This window comes from Mesorhizobium sp. USDA 4413 (genome assembly GCF_056280365.1).
The window spans coordinates 5,671,546-5,688,224 of the sequence record NZ_JBVPRP010000001.1 but is presented as its reverse complement, the minus strand read 5'-3'; the positions used below and the strand labels follow the sequence as shown (position 1 = coordinate 5,688,224).

Sequence of the window (16,679 nt, the reverse complement as noted above, 5' to 3'; positions counted from 1 at the left end):
ACTTATGTACGGTCCCAAGAAGGAACTCTGGTGAAGAGCGGAAGCTTTGACTTCAACCTTTTCCGATCGATCGAGGTTTTTGCTGCCGTCGTTGAAACGCGGCATGTGACGCAGGCGGCGCAGATGCTCGGCATGACCCAATCCGCCGCCTCGCAGCATCTCAAGAACCTGGAAACAGCCCTCGGTGTTAGCCTGATCGACCGCAATCTGAGGCCCATCGAACTCACCAAGGCGGGGATTGCGCTGCACCGCCGGGCCACCGCGATCCTGGCCGAAGTCGAGGGGCTGCGCACCGACGCCCGCCGCATCAACGCCGCGCCACTGCCGCTGCTCAGGGTGGCGTTGCTGGCGTCCATCGCCACCACGCTGGCACCGGCGCTTTCCGTGCTGGCGCGCAAGAATTTCGGCATTCCCGAACTCAGCCTTTTTGCCGGACTCGCCACCGACCACGTGGCGCTGCTTCGCGCCCGCCGCGCCGATCTTGCGGTAACCTCGGGCGAGTTGTTCGAGATCGAGGGACTGACGCGCTACCCGGTCATGACCGAAAAATTCCTGCTTGTGACGCCGAAGGGCTTTTCCGGCGATGTCGGCGACATCGCCAAGCTTTCTAAAAAACTCGCATTCGTCCGCTTCTCGAGGGAGACGCCGGTCGGCTTGCGCGTCGACCAGCATCTCAGCCGGCTGCGCATAGAATTGCCGCGGGCAATGGAGGGCGACCGTTCCAGCGTCGTGATGGCGCCCGTGGCGGCGGGTATGGGCTTTGCCATCCTGACGCCGACCCTGCTCATCGACGGCCTTGCGGAGGGGATGGAAATCGACATCCATCCGCTGCCGTTTACGAGCCTGTCACGCAACATCCTCCTGGTTGCGCGTGAACGCGAGCTGGGAGATCTGCCCGAGGCCTTTGCCGCGCGCACGGCGGAGGTGCTGAAAGAGACGATAAACGAGCGCCTGCCCGATCTGCCTCCGGACCATTACGCTTTGGACCCATCCGTCGCTTCAACATGAGGCAGAGCGCATTGTGCTCGTCAGATTTGCAAGCTGCTAATCGGCGGCATCAGTTATCCTGATGGAGGATTTTGCCGGATGCCTTCGGCGCGCGTCCATGTTCTATCCTGTTGCCATCCAATCCGGGAGGCCACGATATGAACGCTCCTCATACCCACTCATCGCTCGCGACCGACTGGTCGACGCAAGCTATCGTAGACCGCAGGAACCGCTTCTACTCCGCCTCCCAACGCAAATTCGTCCCCTACAAAGATCCGCTGATCATCAAGCGTGGCCGGGGACAATATGTATGGGATGAGCAGGACAGGAAATACATCGACCTGCTTGGAATGAACCTTTGCATTTCGGTGGGACACGCCCACCCGCAGGTGGTCAAGGCGGCGAGCGAACAGGTCGCGGAACTCACCCACTGCACCACCATGTTCTACCATCCGGTGCCGGCCCAATATGCCGAAGAACTGGCGGGCACAATGCCGGCCGGCCATGACTGGGTCGTCCATTTCACCAACTCCGGTGCGGAAGCGATCGACCTCGCGCTTCTGATGGCGCGCTCGCATACCGGCAACATCGACATGCTGGCGCTTGCCTCCAGCTATCACGGCGCCACATTCGGCGCGCAGTCGGTGACAGGGATAGCCGGCTTCCGCCACTGCGTCCCACAGCTTGGCGGCGTGACCTTCGTGCCCGAGCCGAACCAGTATCGTGGCGTTCACGGCGCAGGCGTTGAGCCATACCTGAAGGAGATTGACCGGGCGATCGCGACGTCGACGAGCGGCAAGCTTGCGGGTATGATCATCGAACCCGTGCAGGGCTATGGCGGTATCGTCCCCATCCCCGAAGGCTATATTGCCGGTGCATACGAACGCGTGCGCGACGCGGGCGGTGTCTGCATCATTGACGAGGTGCAGGCCGGCGTCGGACGCACGGGCGACGCTTTCTGGTCATTTGAATCGCACGGCGTGGTGCCCGACATCGTGGTGGTGGCGAAGGGCGTGGGCAACGGAATCCCGCTGGGGGCGGTGATCGCTAAACGGCAGGTCGCCGAGTCGATGGCCGACAAGTTCCTGTTCCACACCTATGGCGCCAACCCGGTTGCATGCGCCGCCGGCCGCGCTGTCCTCAAAGTCATCCAAGAAGAACGGCTTCAAGAGAACGCCCGCGATGTGGGCGCGGCGCTCAAGGTTCGTCTTGAGGACATGAAGCAACGTTTTCCGATCATCGGCGACGTCAGAGGACGCGGCTTGATGCTGGCGATCGAGCTCGTCAGGGACAGAACGACGAAAGAGCCGGCCCCCGAGGAAACGCTAGCGGTCTTCGAAGAAACCCGCCGCAACGGGCTCGTCGCCAGCCGCTCCGGACCCTACCGGAACGTCATCAGGATGTGCCCGCCGCTTTGCCTCGCGATGTCCGACGTCGATGATGTCGCGGATCGATTTGAAAGAAGTTTCGCAGCGGTAAGCGGCCGGAACGTCTGACAAATCCGCTTACGGGGCAAGCTGAAGATCGGCTTAGGCATCACCGCCTTCGGGCAATAATCTCCACCGGCGCAATCAGGCTGGCTGAAATGCTTTCGGTCATGTTTTGGACCATCTGGGGGCGGCGTGCTCCCATGAGTGTCTGGACGCCCAGTACTGCCCGCCCTTTAGCCGCCTGCGCGCGCTGCCGCGCGAAATAGTCAAGCGCTGCATCGCGCCGCTGGCGTTCCGAAACAATCTCGAACCCGGCTGCCGAAAGCGCGTCGCGGTACTGCTCTGGCTGGGCGATCGCGTTCGTATCTGCCGTACTCGCCCATGGCAGCGGATAAGACAGCTCGCCGGCTCCGGTGCGCATGACGTCGAAGACGCCGAAACGCGAACCCACGCGAAGCACCCGCGCAATCTCCGAAAACAGTGCGCTCTTGTCGGCAATGTTCATTCCGACGTGCAACATATATGCGGCAGTGAACGATCCATCTGCGAAGGGCAGCGCTAAAGCATCGCCCTGCTGCAACGAGACGCGGTCCTCGAGATGCAGCCAGCCGGAGAGGACGTTGCCGGCTTCGACGTAGTCGCGAGTGAGATCGATGCCGGTCACCTGGCAGCCGTAATGCGCAGCGATCTGTCTGGCCGGGCCACCCAGGCCGCAGCCGATGTCGAGCACTCGATCCTCGGCGGTCAGCGCAAGTTGCTCTGCCAACTCTCCCGTGGCGGCGCGGCCGCCAATGTGAAACTCGTCTACCGGCGAGAGGTCCTCGGCGGTTACCGTGCTCTCGGTCTTGCCCATGGCGGCAAGACCATCACGGATATCTGCGATCAGGCTGTCTCGCGCGTAGTGTTTAGCAACCTGTGACCCCGGCGCCGCTTCCATGATCATCGCCTTTTTTGGTGCAAGTCTCGCGGATCATCTCCGCCCATCAGGACATTCCCCGAGGTCGGCCGACCTGACAAGCATTCTATCCAATTTCGAGCCATAATTTGGGCAGCTCATCGCGAGGTTATTCGGCAAAAAATCCACCGCCTTGCTGCTCAGTCCGCCAGGGTAAGCGCGACATCTGGCACGCAACTTCCCCGGCCATTCTGAAGCGTTTCACAATCTGGGGAGCGCAGACCCCATAGACGGCAGTTTGGCAAGCGCGAAGGCATGGCAGCCTTCGGCTGCCATGCCTTCGCGCCGAACAAAAGGCGGGGCGCCGGATCTGCGCTCCCGTCCGGAGACACCGTCCCGTTGCACCAGAAACATTCCAGCTCAAACCAACGTTCGGTCGTCCAGGACAGAGGAGCACGATGATGCACAAGGACCAAGTATAAGGATCTGCCAAGAAACTCCGGGGCAAGGTCAAGGACAAGGTCGGCAAAGCGACAGGTGACGACAAGCTCCGCGCCGACGGAGCGGCTGACAAGAGGCATAGCCCAGGCAACATGGCATCCCTAAGGGAACTCTTTACGCTCCTGCGCATTTATCGGCTTCGGTCATTTGGGGACGGCATGGGGGATATCTCACGCGATCGCGGAGCAGAACAGAAGCGCTTCGAACTGTTGGCTGCGCTGGGCGACCGGATTCGTGAAATCGAAGACCCTGCGGTGCTGGCCTATGCGGCCGCAGAACTGCTCGGCACGCATTTCGGCGTGAGCCGCGCGGGTTACGGGACCGTGGATCTCAAGCGAGAGACCATCACCATCGAACGCGACTGGAATGCCCCTGGCGTCAACAGCCTGGCCGGTCTGTTGCAATTCAGAGACTACGGCTCCTACGTCGAGGACCTCAAGCGTGGCGAGACCGTGGTCATCGAGAATGCGGAAACCGACCCTCGCACGCGGCGGCATGCCGACGCCCTCAAAGCCATCAATGCGCAATCGCTGATCAATATGCCGGTGACCGAGCATGGCGGCCTGGTGGCGCTACTATACCTCAATCATCAGGCGCCGCGACGTTGGGCGGTGGAGGAGGTGTCACTCATCTCCGAGGTAGCCGAGCGAACCCGCACGGCCACCGAGCGCCTGCGGGCCGAGCGCGCGTTGCGCGACAGCGCGGAACGCCTGGCATTCCTTGATCGGCTCGGACGAGAAACGGCGATCGCCACGGACGCCGACGCGATCATGGCGATTACCACGCAGCTTCTGGGCGAGCATCTCGGCGTGTCCATTTGCGCCTACGCCGACATGGAGCCGGACCAGGACCATTTCACTATCCGCGGCGACTGGAGCGCTCCCGGCTCAGCGAGCATCAAAGGCTATTACAGCCTGGCGGACTTTGGCCGCTTGGCGGTGAAGAACCTCCGCGCCAATCTTCCTCTGGTCATCAACAACAATCAGGTCGAGATCGCGCCCGAGGAGGCGAGGACCTTTCAGCAGATCGGCATAACCGCGACCATTTGCATGCCTCTCGTCAAGCAGGGGCGATTGACCGCGCTCATGGCGATCCACGACAGACAACCCCGCGTCTGGTCCGAGCGCGAATTGAACCTGCTGACCGAAGTGGCCGAGCGCTCCTGGGCGCATATCGAGCGTGTCCGTGCCGAGCAGGCGGCACGCGCCAGTGAAGAGCGGTTACGACTGGCGACGGATGCGGCCGAGATCGGCATATGGGACTACGATCTAATCAATGGGATGCTGCGCTGGGACCATCGCTGCAAGGCCCTGTTCGGTCTGCCGCCCGACGCTGACGTGACCTATGAAGACGCCTTTCTAGCGGGGCTGCATCCGCAGGACAGGGACCGCGCCGATCAGGCTGTACGCGAGGCGATCGCGCCCGACAAACGCGCCCGCTACGACATCGAATACCGGACCGTGGGGCTGCGCGATGGGAAGGAGCGCTGGATTTCGGCCACCGGCCAGGCCTATTTCGAAAATGGACGCGCGATCCGCTTCATCGGCACCGTGATCGATATCAGCCAACGCAAGCGCGTCGAGCATCATCTTCAGATGATGAACGCGACCGCCGCCCTGGTCGCCGCTGAGCTCGATGTCGGTCGCATCGTTCAGACCGTCACCGACGCCGGCGTTGAATTGGCGGGCGCCCAGTTTGGCGCGTTCTTTTACAATGTCGTCGACGACAAGGGCGACAGATACATGCTCTACACCTTGTCCGGCGCACCGCGTTCGGCGTTCGAGAACTTCCCGATGCCGCGCAACACGGCCGTGTTCGAGCCCACCTTTCGCGGAACGGGTGTGGTTCGCTCCGACGACATCCTGCAGGACCCGCGATACGGCAAAAATGCGCCGCGGAGAGGAATGCCTGAAGGCCATCTGCCGGTGCGCTCTTATCTCGCTGTACCGGTTGTATCCCGGTCCGGTGAAGTCCTCGGCGGACTCTTTTTCGGCCATGCTGAAACCGGTGTGTTCGGTAAGGAGCATGAGACGGCACTGCTGGGCCTCGCCGGCCACGCCGCGACCGCCATCGACAATTCCCGGCTGTTCAAGGAACTGCAGGCACTGAACGCCACCCTCGAACAACGCGTCGTGGAGGAGGTCGCCGAACGCGCCAAAGCCGAGCAGCATCTTCGGCAGGCGCAGAAGATGGAGGCGATCGGTCAATTGACCGGAGGCATCGCCCATGATTTCAACAATATGCTCGCCGTGATCATCGGAGGATTGAACCTTGTCCAGCGCAAGCTCCGAAACGGCGACACGAATGTGCACAGCTTCGTAGACGGTGCAATCGAAGGCGCGCAGCGTGCGGCCGAGCTGACCAAACGCCTGCTGGCCTTCTCCCGCCAACAGCCGCTGGCGCCGAAACGGCTGAAGGCCAACCGCCTTGTCGCCGCGGCATGAGCGAACTGCTCAACCGAACGCTGGGAGAAACGATCCTGATCGAAACCGTGCTCGCTGCCGGGCTTTGGCAGGTCGAGGTCGATGCCGGACAACTCGAAAGCGCGCTGCTCAACCTATGCGTCAACGCGCGCGACGCCATGCCGGGCGGAGGCAAACTGACGATCGAAACGGCAAATGCCCACTTGGACGATCGTTACGGCCGGGAAAACGGCATCGTATCCGGGCAGTACGTCATGATAGCCGTCACCGACACGGGAACCGGAATGACAGCCGATGTGCTGGCGAAGGCTTTCGATCCTTTCTTCACCACCAAGAGTGTCGGCAAGGGAACCGGCCTGGGTCTCAGCCAAGTGTATGGATTCGTGCGCCAGTCCGGCGGCAGCGTGAAAATCTATTCGGAGCAAGGGGTAGGCACTACCGTGAGAATCTACCTGCCCCGGGCGCATGGTGCACCCGCCGATACCGAGATCGTGTCCGTCCCGGCTCAGCCCCGAGGGCGCGCTGAAGACGTCATTATGGTGGTCGAGGACGAGGACCGCGTGCGGCTGATGGCTGTCGAAACCCTTCGGGAACTGGGGTATTCGGTCCTTGAGATGAGGAGCCCCCGAGAGGCGCTGGAGGCCGTCCAGGCGGGCCAATTGCCGACCCTCCTGTTTACGGATGTCGTTATGCCCGAAATGTCCGGACGCGAGCTCGTCGACCGCATCAAGAAGATACACCCGTCGGTGAAAGTGCTTTACACGACCGGCTACACCCGCAATGCCATCGTCCACAACGGCACGCTCGACCACGGGACCGCGCTTCTTACCAAACCCTACACGCTTGACGAACTGGGCGAGAAAATCCGGCAGTCACTCGGTCGAGGAACAGGAGGCTGATCCCAGATCGCAACCAGTGTGGCCGGTGTTGGTGACGGCCTCCGCGTCGATTGATAGGCCGACAGCGATCCCGACATCCCGAGCCCAAGCGACGAACATTTGTCGGGCGAGATCGGCTGGGCTGCGTCCATCATAGGCGGCACAGCAGAAATCGCTGGCGCGTGAGTGCAGGCGCCCACGCTGCTCAATCGGCCATTCCTCAAGACATTCAATAGCGTCCATGACGCAGCATATGCTTCGGGAGCCGAGGAACTCGTCAGCGACGAGAACGGGACGTGCGAAGGCCTCCGGACGCTCGTCCGCTGCTCCGCAGGCGTACGCATACTCTTCGGAAGCAAAGTCAGGGCTGGGGGAGACTTCGGTTCCCATGTGCTTACTCCCGTCGTGATCCGGTGCGGCGCCACAGGCCACAATATCGTGAGGGCTCTGGGGCGCGGCTTGTCTAAAATATTGGAAGGGGCTGTTTCGGCGTCAAGGATGGCCGAGGGATACTCCGCCGCTTCTATTTCCCTGCGGCGGACTGCCGATAGCGCTTGATTTCGAGTGCTCTCAGAAACGCCCTGGCGCCCATGTCGCAGCTGTGCCTGGGGGGCCCATTGGAGCTTATGACCGCCTTTGCCTGATCGAGCGTGAGGCCGTGCTTGGCTGCGAATTCAGACGGTTCGTAGGCATCGGCCCAATTTTCGATCGGCTTCATTTCAACTCAGTCTGACGTTGTTGTCAGACCGGAAGTTAGCGGGACGGGAAGAGAGCGGAAATCTCATTTGTTGAAAGGAGCGACAAAGGTAACCCCGATAGCGGAGCAGTTGCCATGGCGTGTGCATCGCAAACCGCGGTGCTGCTCGATGGGCAGCGTTGAACGAGAGCGAAGACCGGTCTGGCCAGCTCGCAAGCCCGTGTCACTCAGGGCATCGTGGAGTTTCGCCGCGGTCGAAGCCTGGAACATCCTGCGCTGTTCTGGGTTCGGCGCCTGTCGCGTGGGAGCAAATGTTTCATCGCCGAGAGCGCCGTAAGGAATTTCAATATCAATTTCGGTCCGCAACATGCGGCGGCGCACGGCGGAGCAAGACAAGTTTGATGCCCGATCTTCTTCCACTCAGTTTCGACAGCTTCTTCATGGCGGGGTTCGAGTGTTCTTCGCATCATCGCAAAGATGGCCTACGTCTGGACCTTGTCCGGGCCACTAGCCACGACATCCACGCGGAGAACGACTACCGTCGATGCTCGGACTTGGGATTGAGAACCATTCGTGATGGACTGCGGTGGCATCTGATCGAAACGGCGCCGGGCGTCTACAACTGGTCGAATTGGAAGTCCATGCTGGATGCCGCGAGTGCCGCCGGCGTTCAGGTCATTTGGGATATCTTTCACTACGGCTCCCCCGATCACCTCGACCAGGGTAGCGAACAGATGATCCAGAGCTATGCTTCCTTCGCAGCCGAAGCGATCCGACTGCACCGAGCGGTGACCGGGAAAGCCGCAGTGGTCTGTCCCATTAACGAAATATCGTTCTTCGCATGGGCGGTCGAAGTCGGATATTTTCCTCCCGCCGGACCTAAAAAGAAGGGGTGGTTCAAGCGGCATCTGGTCAAGGCGGCCGTACAGGGTATCCGCGCAATGCGTGAAGCTGACCCCGAATGCCGTTTCGTGTGGGCTGAACCGCTCATTCACATCGCGCCGCGCGACCGCACTCGTCAGGAGGTCCGTCGTGCGGAGCAGGCCCGCCAAGGGCAGTTCGAAGCATATGACATGCTGATGGGCCGTATCGAGCCAGAGCTCGGAGGAGCCGAGGATCTGATCGATGTGATTGGCCTAAACTTCTATCCGCACAATCAATGGTACCTGCATGGGCCGACAATCCCGATGGGCCATCATGAATACCGGGCTCTATCAGAGATGCTTGTCGAGGTCGCCCGACGCTACACCAAGCCTTTGTATATTGCAGAGACCGGCTCCGAGGGATCCGCCGGCCCCGCATGGCTTCACTACGTATGCGATGAAGTTCGGACTGCGATCAGTCAAGGAGCCCCGGTCCAAGGAATTTGCCTCTATCCGATCACGGCTTATCCTGGATGGGACAATTCCCGCCACGCCGAGGTTGGCCTTTTTTCCGTCATCCATGCGGATGGTTTGCGCCGCGTTCGTCAACCGATGGCCGATGAACTCGCAAGGCAGCAGAAGCTATTCGCTGACATACTTGAGCCGCGCGACCTGGCGGTGCCGGACAAGCGGAGGGACGGCTAAGCGGGCGTCGCGATGGCCGTCTGCACATCATCCGCAATTGGTACCGTCTTCTGAATGCGCGCGAAAGTGGCCAAGGCCTGCCCTACGACCTGATCCATATTGTAGTAGCGATACGTTGCCAGACGGCCGACGAACCACACGTCGGGGCAATTTGCAGAAAGCGCTTCATATTGTTTGTAGAGTGCTTCGTTTTCCGAACGCGGCACCGGGTAATACGGGTCGCCAATGTCTGTCGGGTACTCGTAGGTGAGGCTCGTCCGGACATTCTTCTGGCCAGTCAAATGCTTGTACTCGGTGATGCGCGTATAGGCTTCCGTTTGGGGATAATTGACCACGGCCACCGGCTGAAACTGCTCGCAGTCGAGGGTGACATGCTCGAAGCGCAATGAACGATAGGGCAAACGGCCAAGCTTCCAGTCAAAGAATTCATCGATCGGTCCGGTATAGATCAGCCGCCGGAAGGGAATTCGATCTCGGACCTCGCGATAGTCGGTCTGCAGCATGATCTTGATGTTGGGATTATCCAACATCCGTTCGAACATGCGCGTGTAACCGTCCGCCGGCATCTGCTGGAAACTATCGCCGAAATAGCGATCGTCGCGGTTCGTTCTGGTCGGAACGCGGGCCGTCACGGACTTGCTCAACTGGCTGGGATCGACTCCCCACTGCTTTCTGGTGTAGCCGCGGAAGAATTTCTCATAGAGTTCTCTGCCCACGGTGCTGACAACCACATCCTCGGCAGTATTGATTTCGTCAACGGTTTCACGACGCGATGCGAAGAAATCTTCCAGCTCTGCCGAGCTTAGCTCGAGACCATAAAGACGGTTGATCGTGTCGAGGTTTATCGGAATCGGCAGAAGCTTGTCGTCCACCGCAGCGAGCACGCGGTGTTCGTAAGGGCGCCAGGTCGTGAACTGCGACAGATAGTCGGCGATCGACTGGGCGTTGGTGTGGAATATATGCGGTCCGTAACGATGAATGAGGATGCCAGCTTCGTTGTAGCAGTCATAGGCGTTGCCGCCGATGTGGCTACGGCGGTCGATGAGGAGAACGCTTTCCCCTCTTTGCGAGGCGATCCGTTCCGCGAGAACACTGCCGGCAAAGCCTGCCCCGACGATCAGCCAGTCGAACATGATCATGCGCTCCTGCGGAAGGGCACGACCTTCTTGCCTGCACTGGCTTTCTTGATGTGGGCGGCCATGGCTTCCCATGTTCGCTGCCAGGACATGTTGGCCAGATAGGCATCGACCGCTGCCAGCCGCATGTTACGCGGTTGCGCCAGCACCGAGCGCAGCTTCGGTTCGATATCTTCGGCATCCGCGATATCGACGAGGCCCGCAGCGCCGTAGCTTCGCACGACATCGACGATTGCCGTCGAGACCACGGGCAGGCCCGCGGCGAGGAACTCGGGAGTTTTTGTCGGGCTGATGAAGCGTGTCGCTTCGTTGAGCGCGAACGGCATCCAACCGGCGTCCCAATGCCGAAGGTAGTCCGGCAGATCCTTGTAGGCTTTGCTGCCGAGCCAATGCAGGTTGTCCGCTCTGGGCAGGCTATCAGGATCGATCTTGACGACCGGACCAAGCATCACGAAGTGCACGTCCGGCATCGTCCTGGAAGCCTGCGCAACGAGATCGATATCGAGGCGCTCGTCGATGACGCCGAAGAAACCTACCCGAGGGTGCGGGATGCCCTGTTGATCCGCCGGCTCCTCGCCGGGCGTCCTCGCCTTGTGAAAGTGGCTGACGTCGATGCTGCTGGGGAAGGGATAGATTGCCCGATGCTGGCAGCGCTTCGCTTCGAACAGGCTTAGGCCGCCGGTGAAGACTAGATCGGCGCGCTCGAAGAGCGCCCGTTCCATCAGCGCAAGTTGGGCCGGCGCATTCTTGAATGCCGAAAGCTCGTCCATGCAGTCATAGACGCATACGTCGAAGTCGACATGCGCGCTGAACCGCAAGGCCATTGGGGTATAATACCAGGCGGTCAACTGAGCGTGCGGCGTCGACGCGATGATCCGGTCAAGATATCTGCGCTGGATCGCGTCGGCCCTGGCGGGGCTGGTGCCGATCGGCAGCAAGGGGGTCGCGACCCGAACGCCCGCCGCCGCATCGCAAAACCGAATGGACGAGTGCGAGCATTCTTCGAAGATCGGTTCCTCGAAGTAGACGATCTGATGCTCTTGCGAGGCAAGCGTGAGAATGTGCTGCGGGCGTTGATAAACGAAATTCCATCGCAGATGGGAAAAGCATATCAGTAAAGCTTGTTCTTTTCTGACCTTGAGGGTGACAGGTATTCTTATTGCCGCGTCCATATAAGCTTTTCCCTGGAGACATTGCCGCTAGACTGCGATTAACATTTGTTAAGCGCGAGATGCAGGAACCTATTCCTGCCACATGTCTAACTGTCCGCTGATTAACTTGTTCCAGCCCGCGAGCGATATGCAGGCTGGCGTGCTGGGCCAGAGTGTCCGGCATGTCTGCCAGCAGCTTTCTGGGGACGGCCGCTCGGATGCCGCATTTCCGTTGAATGAGCAGCTAAAATATTCGATGGCTGAATTGATTCGTCGGACCGAAGCGCGAGCGGCGTTTTAACGACCGGCAATCGCTAGGGCAGAAAGATGAAGATCGCTTTTGAGACGAATGTGTTCCCATTGTTTCACCCTCAGACGGTGGATGATCTGAAGGACCCATGCCCGGTCTACGACGGCCGGCTCTGGCATGTGTTCGGGTCGAGCGGCACGGTGACCAGCGAGACCTGGAAGATTCTTCACGCAACCGCGCCCGAATTGCATGGACCGTGGACGGAGCACGCGCCGATCGAGCTTCCGGTCACGGGCTCGGGCGTCGCGGCGCCCGGTGTCGTGCACGAAGACGGCGTCTTCCATATGTTCATCCAGACCGAGTTCATGAAATCAGGCGGCCGTTGCGAACACGCGGTGTCCAACGACGGGTTCAACTGGGTGGTGCTCAACCCGGCAATCCTGTCCTTGCCGGGAACGGATGAAGACGGCATCTATGATCCGCATCCGGCTCTCGTCGGCGGCAAACGCTACATGGTTTATTCCGGCATGCCGAAATTCACCCGCGTCCCGCAGCCGGACATCTATCTGGCGCGAAGCCAATCCGATTCATGGTTCGGGCCTTGGAAGCGCCTGGGCAAAATCCTGGATCACAACGACATTCCCCACCACAACACGCGGGAAGACCCTGACTACGAATGGGGAATTGAAGGCGCCCAATTGGTGGAGCTTCCGGATGGTCGCGTGCTCCTCAACGCCACCTGCTTCCTTCCGCACGGACCGAGGGGTAGCCGGCAGCGGGTGTTTTTCGCCATCGCGGACGCCGTTACCGGACCTTACGTCTCGATAGGCCCAGTGCTTGATCCGGGCGGACCTGGAGAAAACGGCCACTCGACGGTGATGATCGACGGCGAGCGGCTGACCCTTTTCTACCAGAGTCGCGTTGCGGCGACGAACCATCGCTGGCGCTATGGCCTGGCGAGCTTCGACGTGTCCCTGCTTTCGAAAGTGGCCTGACCGGATCCTCACAAGCTCGCGGACCTATTCGACAAGTTTCGTCCCGCTTGGGGCTGCGGCCGGTCCTCACAACAAGATCGCGGTCGGGAACAAAGTCTGTAGGGGACATGGTTCGGTTGCGTTCCAGCGGAGAGCGGCCAGCCATGTGCCTGGAGCTAACAAGCGGAGAATCGCCCCGCACGCCCAGACGGCGAACCCGGCCGCCTCAGCGACCTGGCGCGACACCACCACTCGACCCTATTTGTTCAACCCTGTAGGTCTTCATGTTCTGCGTCGCTCCGGGCGGCTATCCGAACTTGGCGCCGGACCGCTTGTTCCGCCAGGCTTTTCGCGGGCCCGCGATGTCGGGCCGGGGACTGGCTTCGTTAGCCCCGCATTCTGCAGCAAGCAGGGCGGAACAGAACGGTGCTGCCGATATAGATCAGGGATGCGACGCCATCGCCATTCCGGAGCTTGGAACACTAGGACGCGCGCCAGGTTCGATAGAAGAAGTTGAAGTATTGGGAAGTTACGGCTCGCGAAGCAAAGACCGGGTCGCAACGCATCTGGGAGAACGCTGTGTGATCAAGACGGGAGCCAATGCAGTGGGCCAACCAAAGCCATGATCGTTCTGGTCACTGGCGCTTCGGGTCTGATTGGCGCGACATTGTGCGCGCGCCTGGTGGGCGAGGGGCACGGCGTCGTCCGAGTGGTCCGTGGCCGCGCCCCGAACGGCCTTTCCAAGGAGCGAACCGCCGTCATCGATATGGCGAAAGCGCTGGAGCCGGAAGACTGGCTCCCACACCTCGTGGGGGTCGACGCCGTCGTGAACTGCGCGGGCGTGCTGCAGGACAGTGCTCGGGAGGATACGGGCAACGTTCATGCTGTCGGCGCCTCGGCTCTCTTTGCTGCCTGCGAACGCGCCGGCGTGGGACGGGTCATTCATTTCTCCGCGATCGGTGTCGACCGGGAGCAGCCTTCACCATTCTCGGCCAGCAAGCTGGCGGGGGACCGAGCGTTGATGGAGCGCAATCTCGACTGGGTGATCCTTCGGCCCTCGGTGGTGCTCGGGCGGCCAGCCTTCGGCGCAAGCGCTCTTTTTCGCGGCTTGGCCGCCTTGCCTCTGCTTCCGACAATGCCCGGCACAGGTCGCCTGCAGGTCGTCCAGCTCGACGACGTCGTCTCAACTGTTTTGACCCTGCTCAGCAAGGATAGCCCGTCGCGCCTGACGCTCGAACTCGCAGGGCCAGAAGCATTGACGATGAGCGAAGTCGTCTCCCGCTACCGCGAATGGCTGGGGTGGGGGAGGGCGAAGGAGTTTGTCCTGCCCGGTTGGATTGCCGCAATGCTTTACCGGTTTGGGGACCTTGCAGGCCTCCTCGGCTGGCGGCCTCCGATGCGCACCAACGCCGCCAAGGAGATTGCGCGCGGCGCGACCGGCGCCTTGGAGCCGTGGAAGCTTGCAACGGGAATCGAACCCTCGAGCCTAGCATCTGCCCTGGCCGCCAGCCCTCCCACCGTACAAGAGCGCTGGTTCGCCGGGCTTTACTTCGTGAAGCCGGCGATCTTCGTGGTTTTGCCCTTCTTCTGGATCGCAACCGGTATCGTTTCGCTCACCACCGGATGGCGCAGCGGTGTGGAGCTTCTCCTCGGCACCGCCTTCGAGGCGTTGGCCGGTCCAGCTGTTGTCGCAGGCGCGTTGGCCGATATGGTTGTCGGCACCATGATCGCGTGGCGGCCGACGAGCCGGGCAGGGTTGTGGGGGGCTATCGCAGTCTCGTGCTTCTATGCAATTGCGGGAAGTATTCTGCGCCCGGACCTGTGGAACGAGCCCCTTGGCCCATTGATGAAGATTCTGCCCATACTCGTCTTGCACTTCTGCGCGCTGGCGGTCCTGGAGGAACGCTGATGCTTTATTTTGTGCTGAAATACTTGCACGTCATCGGCGCTGCCGTGCTGCTCGGCACCGGTGCCGGCATTGCATTCTTCATGCTCCTCGCCCATCGGACCGGCAGCGCCGCCACGATTGCCGCCGTGGCTCGCATCGTCGTCATTGCCGATTTCCTGTTTACCGCCACCGCTGTAATCGCCCAACCGATAACCGGGGCCGCATTGGCCTGGCAGTCAGGCTATTCGCTCCGGGAGGGCTGGATCGTGCTGTCGATCCTGCTCTACGTCGTCACGGGGCTGTTCTGGTTGCCCGTGGTGTGGATGCAGATGCGCATGCGGGATCTCGCGGTGGAAGCTGCGTCCGCCGGCACTCCGCCGCCAGAGCGCTACAATCAGCTCTTCCGTGTTTGGTTCGCTTTCGGGTTTCCGGCATTTGCATGCGTGGCCGCAATCTATTGGCTGATGATCACACGACCCGAAATTGAGTTGTTCTAACGAGTCCGCGAACTCTGCCCGATATCGACACGCAACCGCAGTGTCTGACAGAAGTTCAGGGTCGCGCACCCAGCGTGCTCGAAACAGCGAAGATGGCGGAGGGGTGCGGGAGGCGCTTCCGCGTCTCCTTCTTGGCGGCGGCTCGTGCTACCCGTCAGAACGCTGACGGGTAGACGAAACCGAGCCTCGTCAAGTCGGCAGGGCTCAACCAGCCCGAGCCTTATTTTTCTTGCGAGCGGTGGCCTCGGCCCGCGCAGGCGCCTCTTTGATACTGGCGGCGCCGCCCATGTCGCCATTCTTGGTCCGTCCCGCCCCCGGACCGGCACCGAGATCCGCGCCTGTGGTCGGGTCGGAAGAGGGATCCGAGAGCGTCCGTTCGCCCATCTTGGCTACGACCTTCATGTCCTTGGCCGCCAGCTTGACTGTTGCCGTCCCATCGCCACCGTCCGCCGGCATGACCTCCTCAAGATCATCCACGCGGTCCCATTCGTCTCCCGAGTTCCAGGGCCCATTCGTGTCCCCCTCGCCCTGTGACGTGTTGACGTACATGCTCGCAAATTTCTCAATGCCGGGGAGCTTGCCCGTGGGGAAGTTGTTCTCGATCGCGTACAACGCTTTCTCGAACGATTTTTGATGCGCGATTTCGCGCGTCATGAGAAATCCCAGCGCATCCTTGACCCCGGGATCGTCGGTAATGTTGATCAGTCGCTCATAGACGATCTTGGCACGCGCCTCCGCAGCAATGTTGGACCGCAGGTCGACGGTGGGCTCGCCGCGGGAATCGACGTAGGCGGCAGTCCACGGCACTCCGGCCGAGTCGCACAATGCAGGTGCGCCGCCGAACAAGATAGACTCTTTTGCCGTCGTGCCGCTCGCGCCGACCATCAAATACAGCTCGGCCTCCTTCATCTGGCCCTCGGCCAGCTGCGCCTTCAGGCCTTTGTTGAGCATGGTCACAATCGAACCGACGACCTCGAGATGGCTGAGTTCTTCGGTCGCTATGTCGAGCAGCATGTCCTTGCGGCCGACATCGTCCTCACCCAGTCCCTGGGTGAAATAGCGCATCGCCGCGGCAAGCTCGCCATCGGCGCCGCCGAACTGCTCCATGATCATGCACGCCAGCCGCGGGTTCGGCTCCGAGACACGAACGGTGTATTGCAGTCGCTTGTTGTGCATGAACATGAGGCTTCCTCCAAGGGTTGACGTTCACTAACCGGCCGCCTCCTGGAATGTTCCTCCGCAAAAAATAGAATGGCTTAAACGGCGCGTTTTTTAATCCGCCAAGCCACCCTTTGGCGTCGCGACCGCATTCTGATCAGTCTTGCACGCCAATTGCTGCAAGATCAGCTTATGAAATACTTGAGAAGATGGGCCGAGACGATCAGAGCGCGCCGAGGCGTCGGG

11 protein-coding genes and 1 pseudogene are annotated in these 16,679 nt (G+C 61.0%); 7 read left to right on the top strand and 5 right to left on the bottom strand.

Features of this window, described 5'->3' with window-relative positions:
* The first annotated feature begins 30 nt into the window (after window positions 1-30).
* Together ACVMIM_RS27705 and ACVMIM_RS27700 are read left to right on the top strand one after the other, a co-directional pair.
* On the top strand, window positions 31-1,008 hold the full coding sequence (locus ACVMIM_RS27705; RefSeq protein ID WP_052458773.1) for a LysR family transcriptional regulator: 978 nt from the start codon (window positions 31-33) through the stop codon (window positions 1,006-1,008).
* Between the two features lie 137 nt (window positions 1,009-1,145).
* Window positions 1,146-2,483 carry an aspartate aminotransferase family protein gene (locus tag ACVMIM_RS27700; RefSeq protein ID WP_476115778.1) on the top strand — a complete coding sequence of 446 codons (1,338 nt, stop codon included), beginning with the start codon at window positions 1,146-1,148 and terminating at the stop codon, window positions 2,481-2,483.
* A 40-nt stretch (window positions 2,484-2,523) separates the two neighbouring features.
* Here ACVMIM_RS27700 and ACVMIM_RS27695 read toward each other — a convergent pair whose 3' ends face one another.
* A complete protein-coding gene (locus ACVMIM_RS27695) occupies window positions 2,524-3,354 on the bottom strand; it encodes a class I SAM-dependent methyltransferase (protein WP_476115776.1) in 831 nt (276 codons plus the stop codon).
* Between the two features lie 617 nt (window positions 3,355-3,971).
* Between ACVMIM_RS27695 and ACVMIM_RS27690 the strand changes: the two are divergent.
* Window positions 3,972-7,135 (top strand): annotated as a pseudogene (locus ACVMIM_RS27690) (GAF domain-containing protein).
* On the opposite strand, the gene ACVMIM_RS27685 reads toward ACVMIM_RS27690, so the two are convergent.
* Window positions 7,109-7,504 (bottom strand): DUF982 domain-containing protein, encoded by a 396-nt coding sequence (locus ACVMIM_RS27685; protein ID WP_476115775.1) that lies wholly within the window; start codon window positions 7,502-7,504, stop codon window positions 7,109-7,111. The pseudogene ACVMIM_RS27690 and the gene ACVMIM_RS27685 sit on opposite strands and share 27 nt — an antisense overlap.
* A gap of 708 nt (window positions 7,505-8,212) precedes the next feature.
* Here ACVMIM_RS27685 and ACVMIM_RS27680 point away from each other — a divergent pair.
* Entirely contained in the window at window positions 8,213-9,379 is a 1,167-nt protein-coding gene (locus ACVMIM_RS27680) for a glycoside hydrolase family 1 protein (RefSeq protein ID WP_476115773.1), read from the top strand.
* Here the strand turns inward: ACVMIM_RS27680 and glf are convergent.
* Together glf and ACVMIM_RS27670 are read right to left on the bottom strand one after the other, a co-directional pair.
* On the bottom strand, window positions 9,376-10,512 hold the full coding sequence (gene glf / locus ACVMIM_RS27675) for a UDP-galactopyranose mutase (protein WP_476115772.1): 1,137 nt from the start codon (window positions 10,510-10,512) through the stop codon (window positions 9,376-9,378). The genes ACVMIM_RS27680 and glf overlap by 4 nt on opposite strands.
* Window positions 10,513-10,514: 2 nt before the next feature.
* A complete protein-coding gene (locus tag ACVMIM_RS27670) occupies window positions 10,515-11,687 on the bottom strand; it encodes a glycosyltransferase (protein WP_476115770.1) in 1,173 nt (390 codons plus the stop codon).
* A 306-nt stretch (window positions 11,688-11,993) separates the two neighbouring features.
* On the opposite strand from ACVMIM_RS27670, the gene ACVMIM_RS27665 reads away from it, so the two are divergent.
* From ACVMIM_RS27665 to ACVMIM_RS27655, 3 genes are all read left to right on the top strand, one after another.
* The gene (locus ACVMIM_RS27665) at window positions 11,994-12,911 is read left to right on the top strand and encodes a glycoside hydrolase family protein (RefSeq protein WP_476115768.1); all 918 of its coding nucleotides are present in this window, start codon (window positions 11,994-11,996) and stop codon (window positions 12,909-12,911) included.
* 601 nt (window positions 12,912-13,512) lie between these two features.
* Window positions 13,513-14,799 carry an SDR family oxidoreductase gene (locus ACVMIM_RS27660; RefSeq protein ID WP_476115767.1) on the top strand — a complete coding sequence of 429 codons (1,287 nt, stop codon included), beginning with the start codon at window positions 13,513-13,515 and terminating at the stop codon, window positions 14,797-14,799.
* Window positions 14,799-15,275 carry a DUF2269 family protein gene (locus tag ACVMIM_RS27655; protein ID WP_041000743.1) on the top strand — a complete coding sequence of 159 codons (477 nt, stop codon included), beginning with the start codon at window positions 14,799-14,801 and terminating at the stop codon, window positions 15,273-15,275. Before ACVMIM_RS27660 ends, ACVMIM_RS27655 begins: the two co-directional genes overlap by 1 nt.
* Before the next feature lie 204 nt (window positions 15,276-15,479).
* On the opposite strand, the gene ACVMIM_RS27650 is transcribed toward ACVMIM_RS27655, so the two are convergent.
* Window positions 15,480-16,457: a manganese catalase family protein gene (locus tag ACVMIM_RS27650; protein WP_476115765.1), complete on the bottom strand. Its 978-nt coding sequence runs from the start codon at window positions 16,455-16,457 to the stop codon at window positions 15,480-15,482.
* Window positions 16,458-16,679 lie beyond the last annotated feature (222 nt).

Bases quoted from the DNA above. Each gene is read 5' to 3' on its own strand.
- ACVMIM_RS27680 (WP_476115773.1), top strand. From the start codon at position 8,213: ATGCCCGATCTTCTTCCACTCAGTTTCGACAGCTTCTTCATGGCGGGG.
- ACVMIM_RS27695 (WP_476115776.1), bottom strand. From the start codon at position 3,354: ATGGAAGCGGCGCCGGGGTCACAGGTTGCTAAACACTACGCGCGAGAC.
- ACVMIM_RS27650 (WP_476115765.1), bottom strand. From the start codon at position 16,457: ATGTTCATGCACAACAAGCGACTGCAATACACCGTTCGTGTCTCGGAG.
- ACVMIM_RS27660 (WP_476115767.1), top strand. From the start codon at position 13,513: ATGATCGTTCTGGTCACTGGCGCTTCGGGTCTGATTGGCGCGACATTG.
- ACVMIM_RS27665 (WP_476115768.1), top strand. From the start codon at position 11,994: ATGAAGATCGCTTTTGAGACGAATGTGTTCCCATTGTTTCACCCTCAG.
- glf (WP_476115772.1), bottom strand. From the start codon at position 10,512: ATGTTCGACTGGCTGATCGTCGGGGCAGGCTTTGCCGGCAGTGTTCTC.
- ACVMIM_RS27655 (WP_041000743.1), top strand. From the start codon at position 14,799: ATGCTTTATTTTGTGCTGAAATACTTGCACGTCATCGGCGCTGCCGTG.
- ACVMIM_RS27700 (WP_476115778.1), top strand. From the start codon at position 1,146: ATGAACGCTCCTCATACCCACTCATCGCTCGCGACCGACTGGTCGACG.
- ACVMIM_RS27685 (WP_476115775.1), bottom strand. From the start codon at position 7,504: ATGGGAACCGAAGTCTCCCCCAGCCCTGACTTTGCTTCCGAAGAGTAT.
- ACVMIM_RS27670 (WP_476115770.1), bottom strand. From the start codon at position 11,687: ATGGACGCGGCAATAAGAATACCTGTCACCCTCAAGGTCAGAAAAGAA.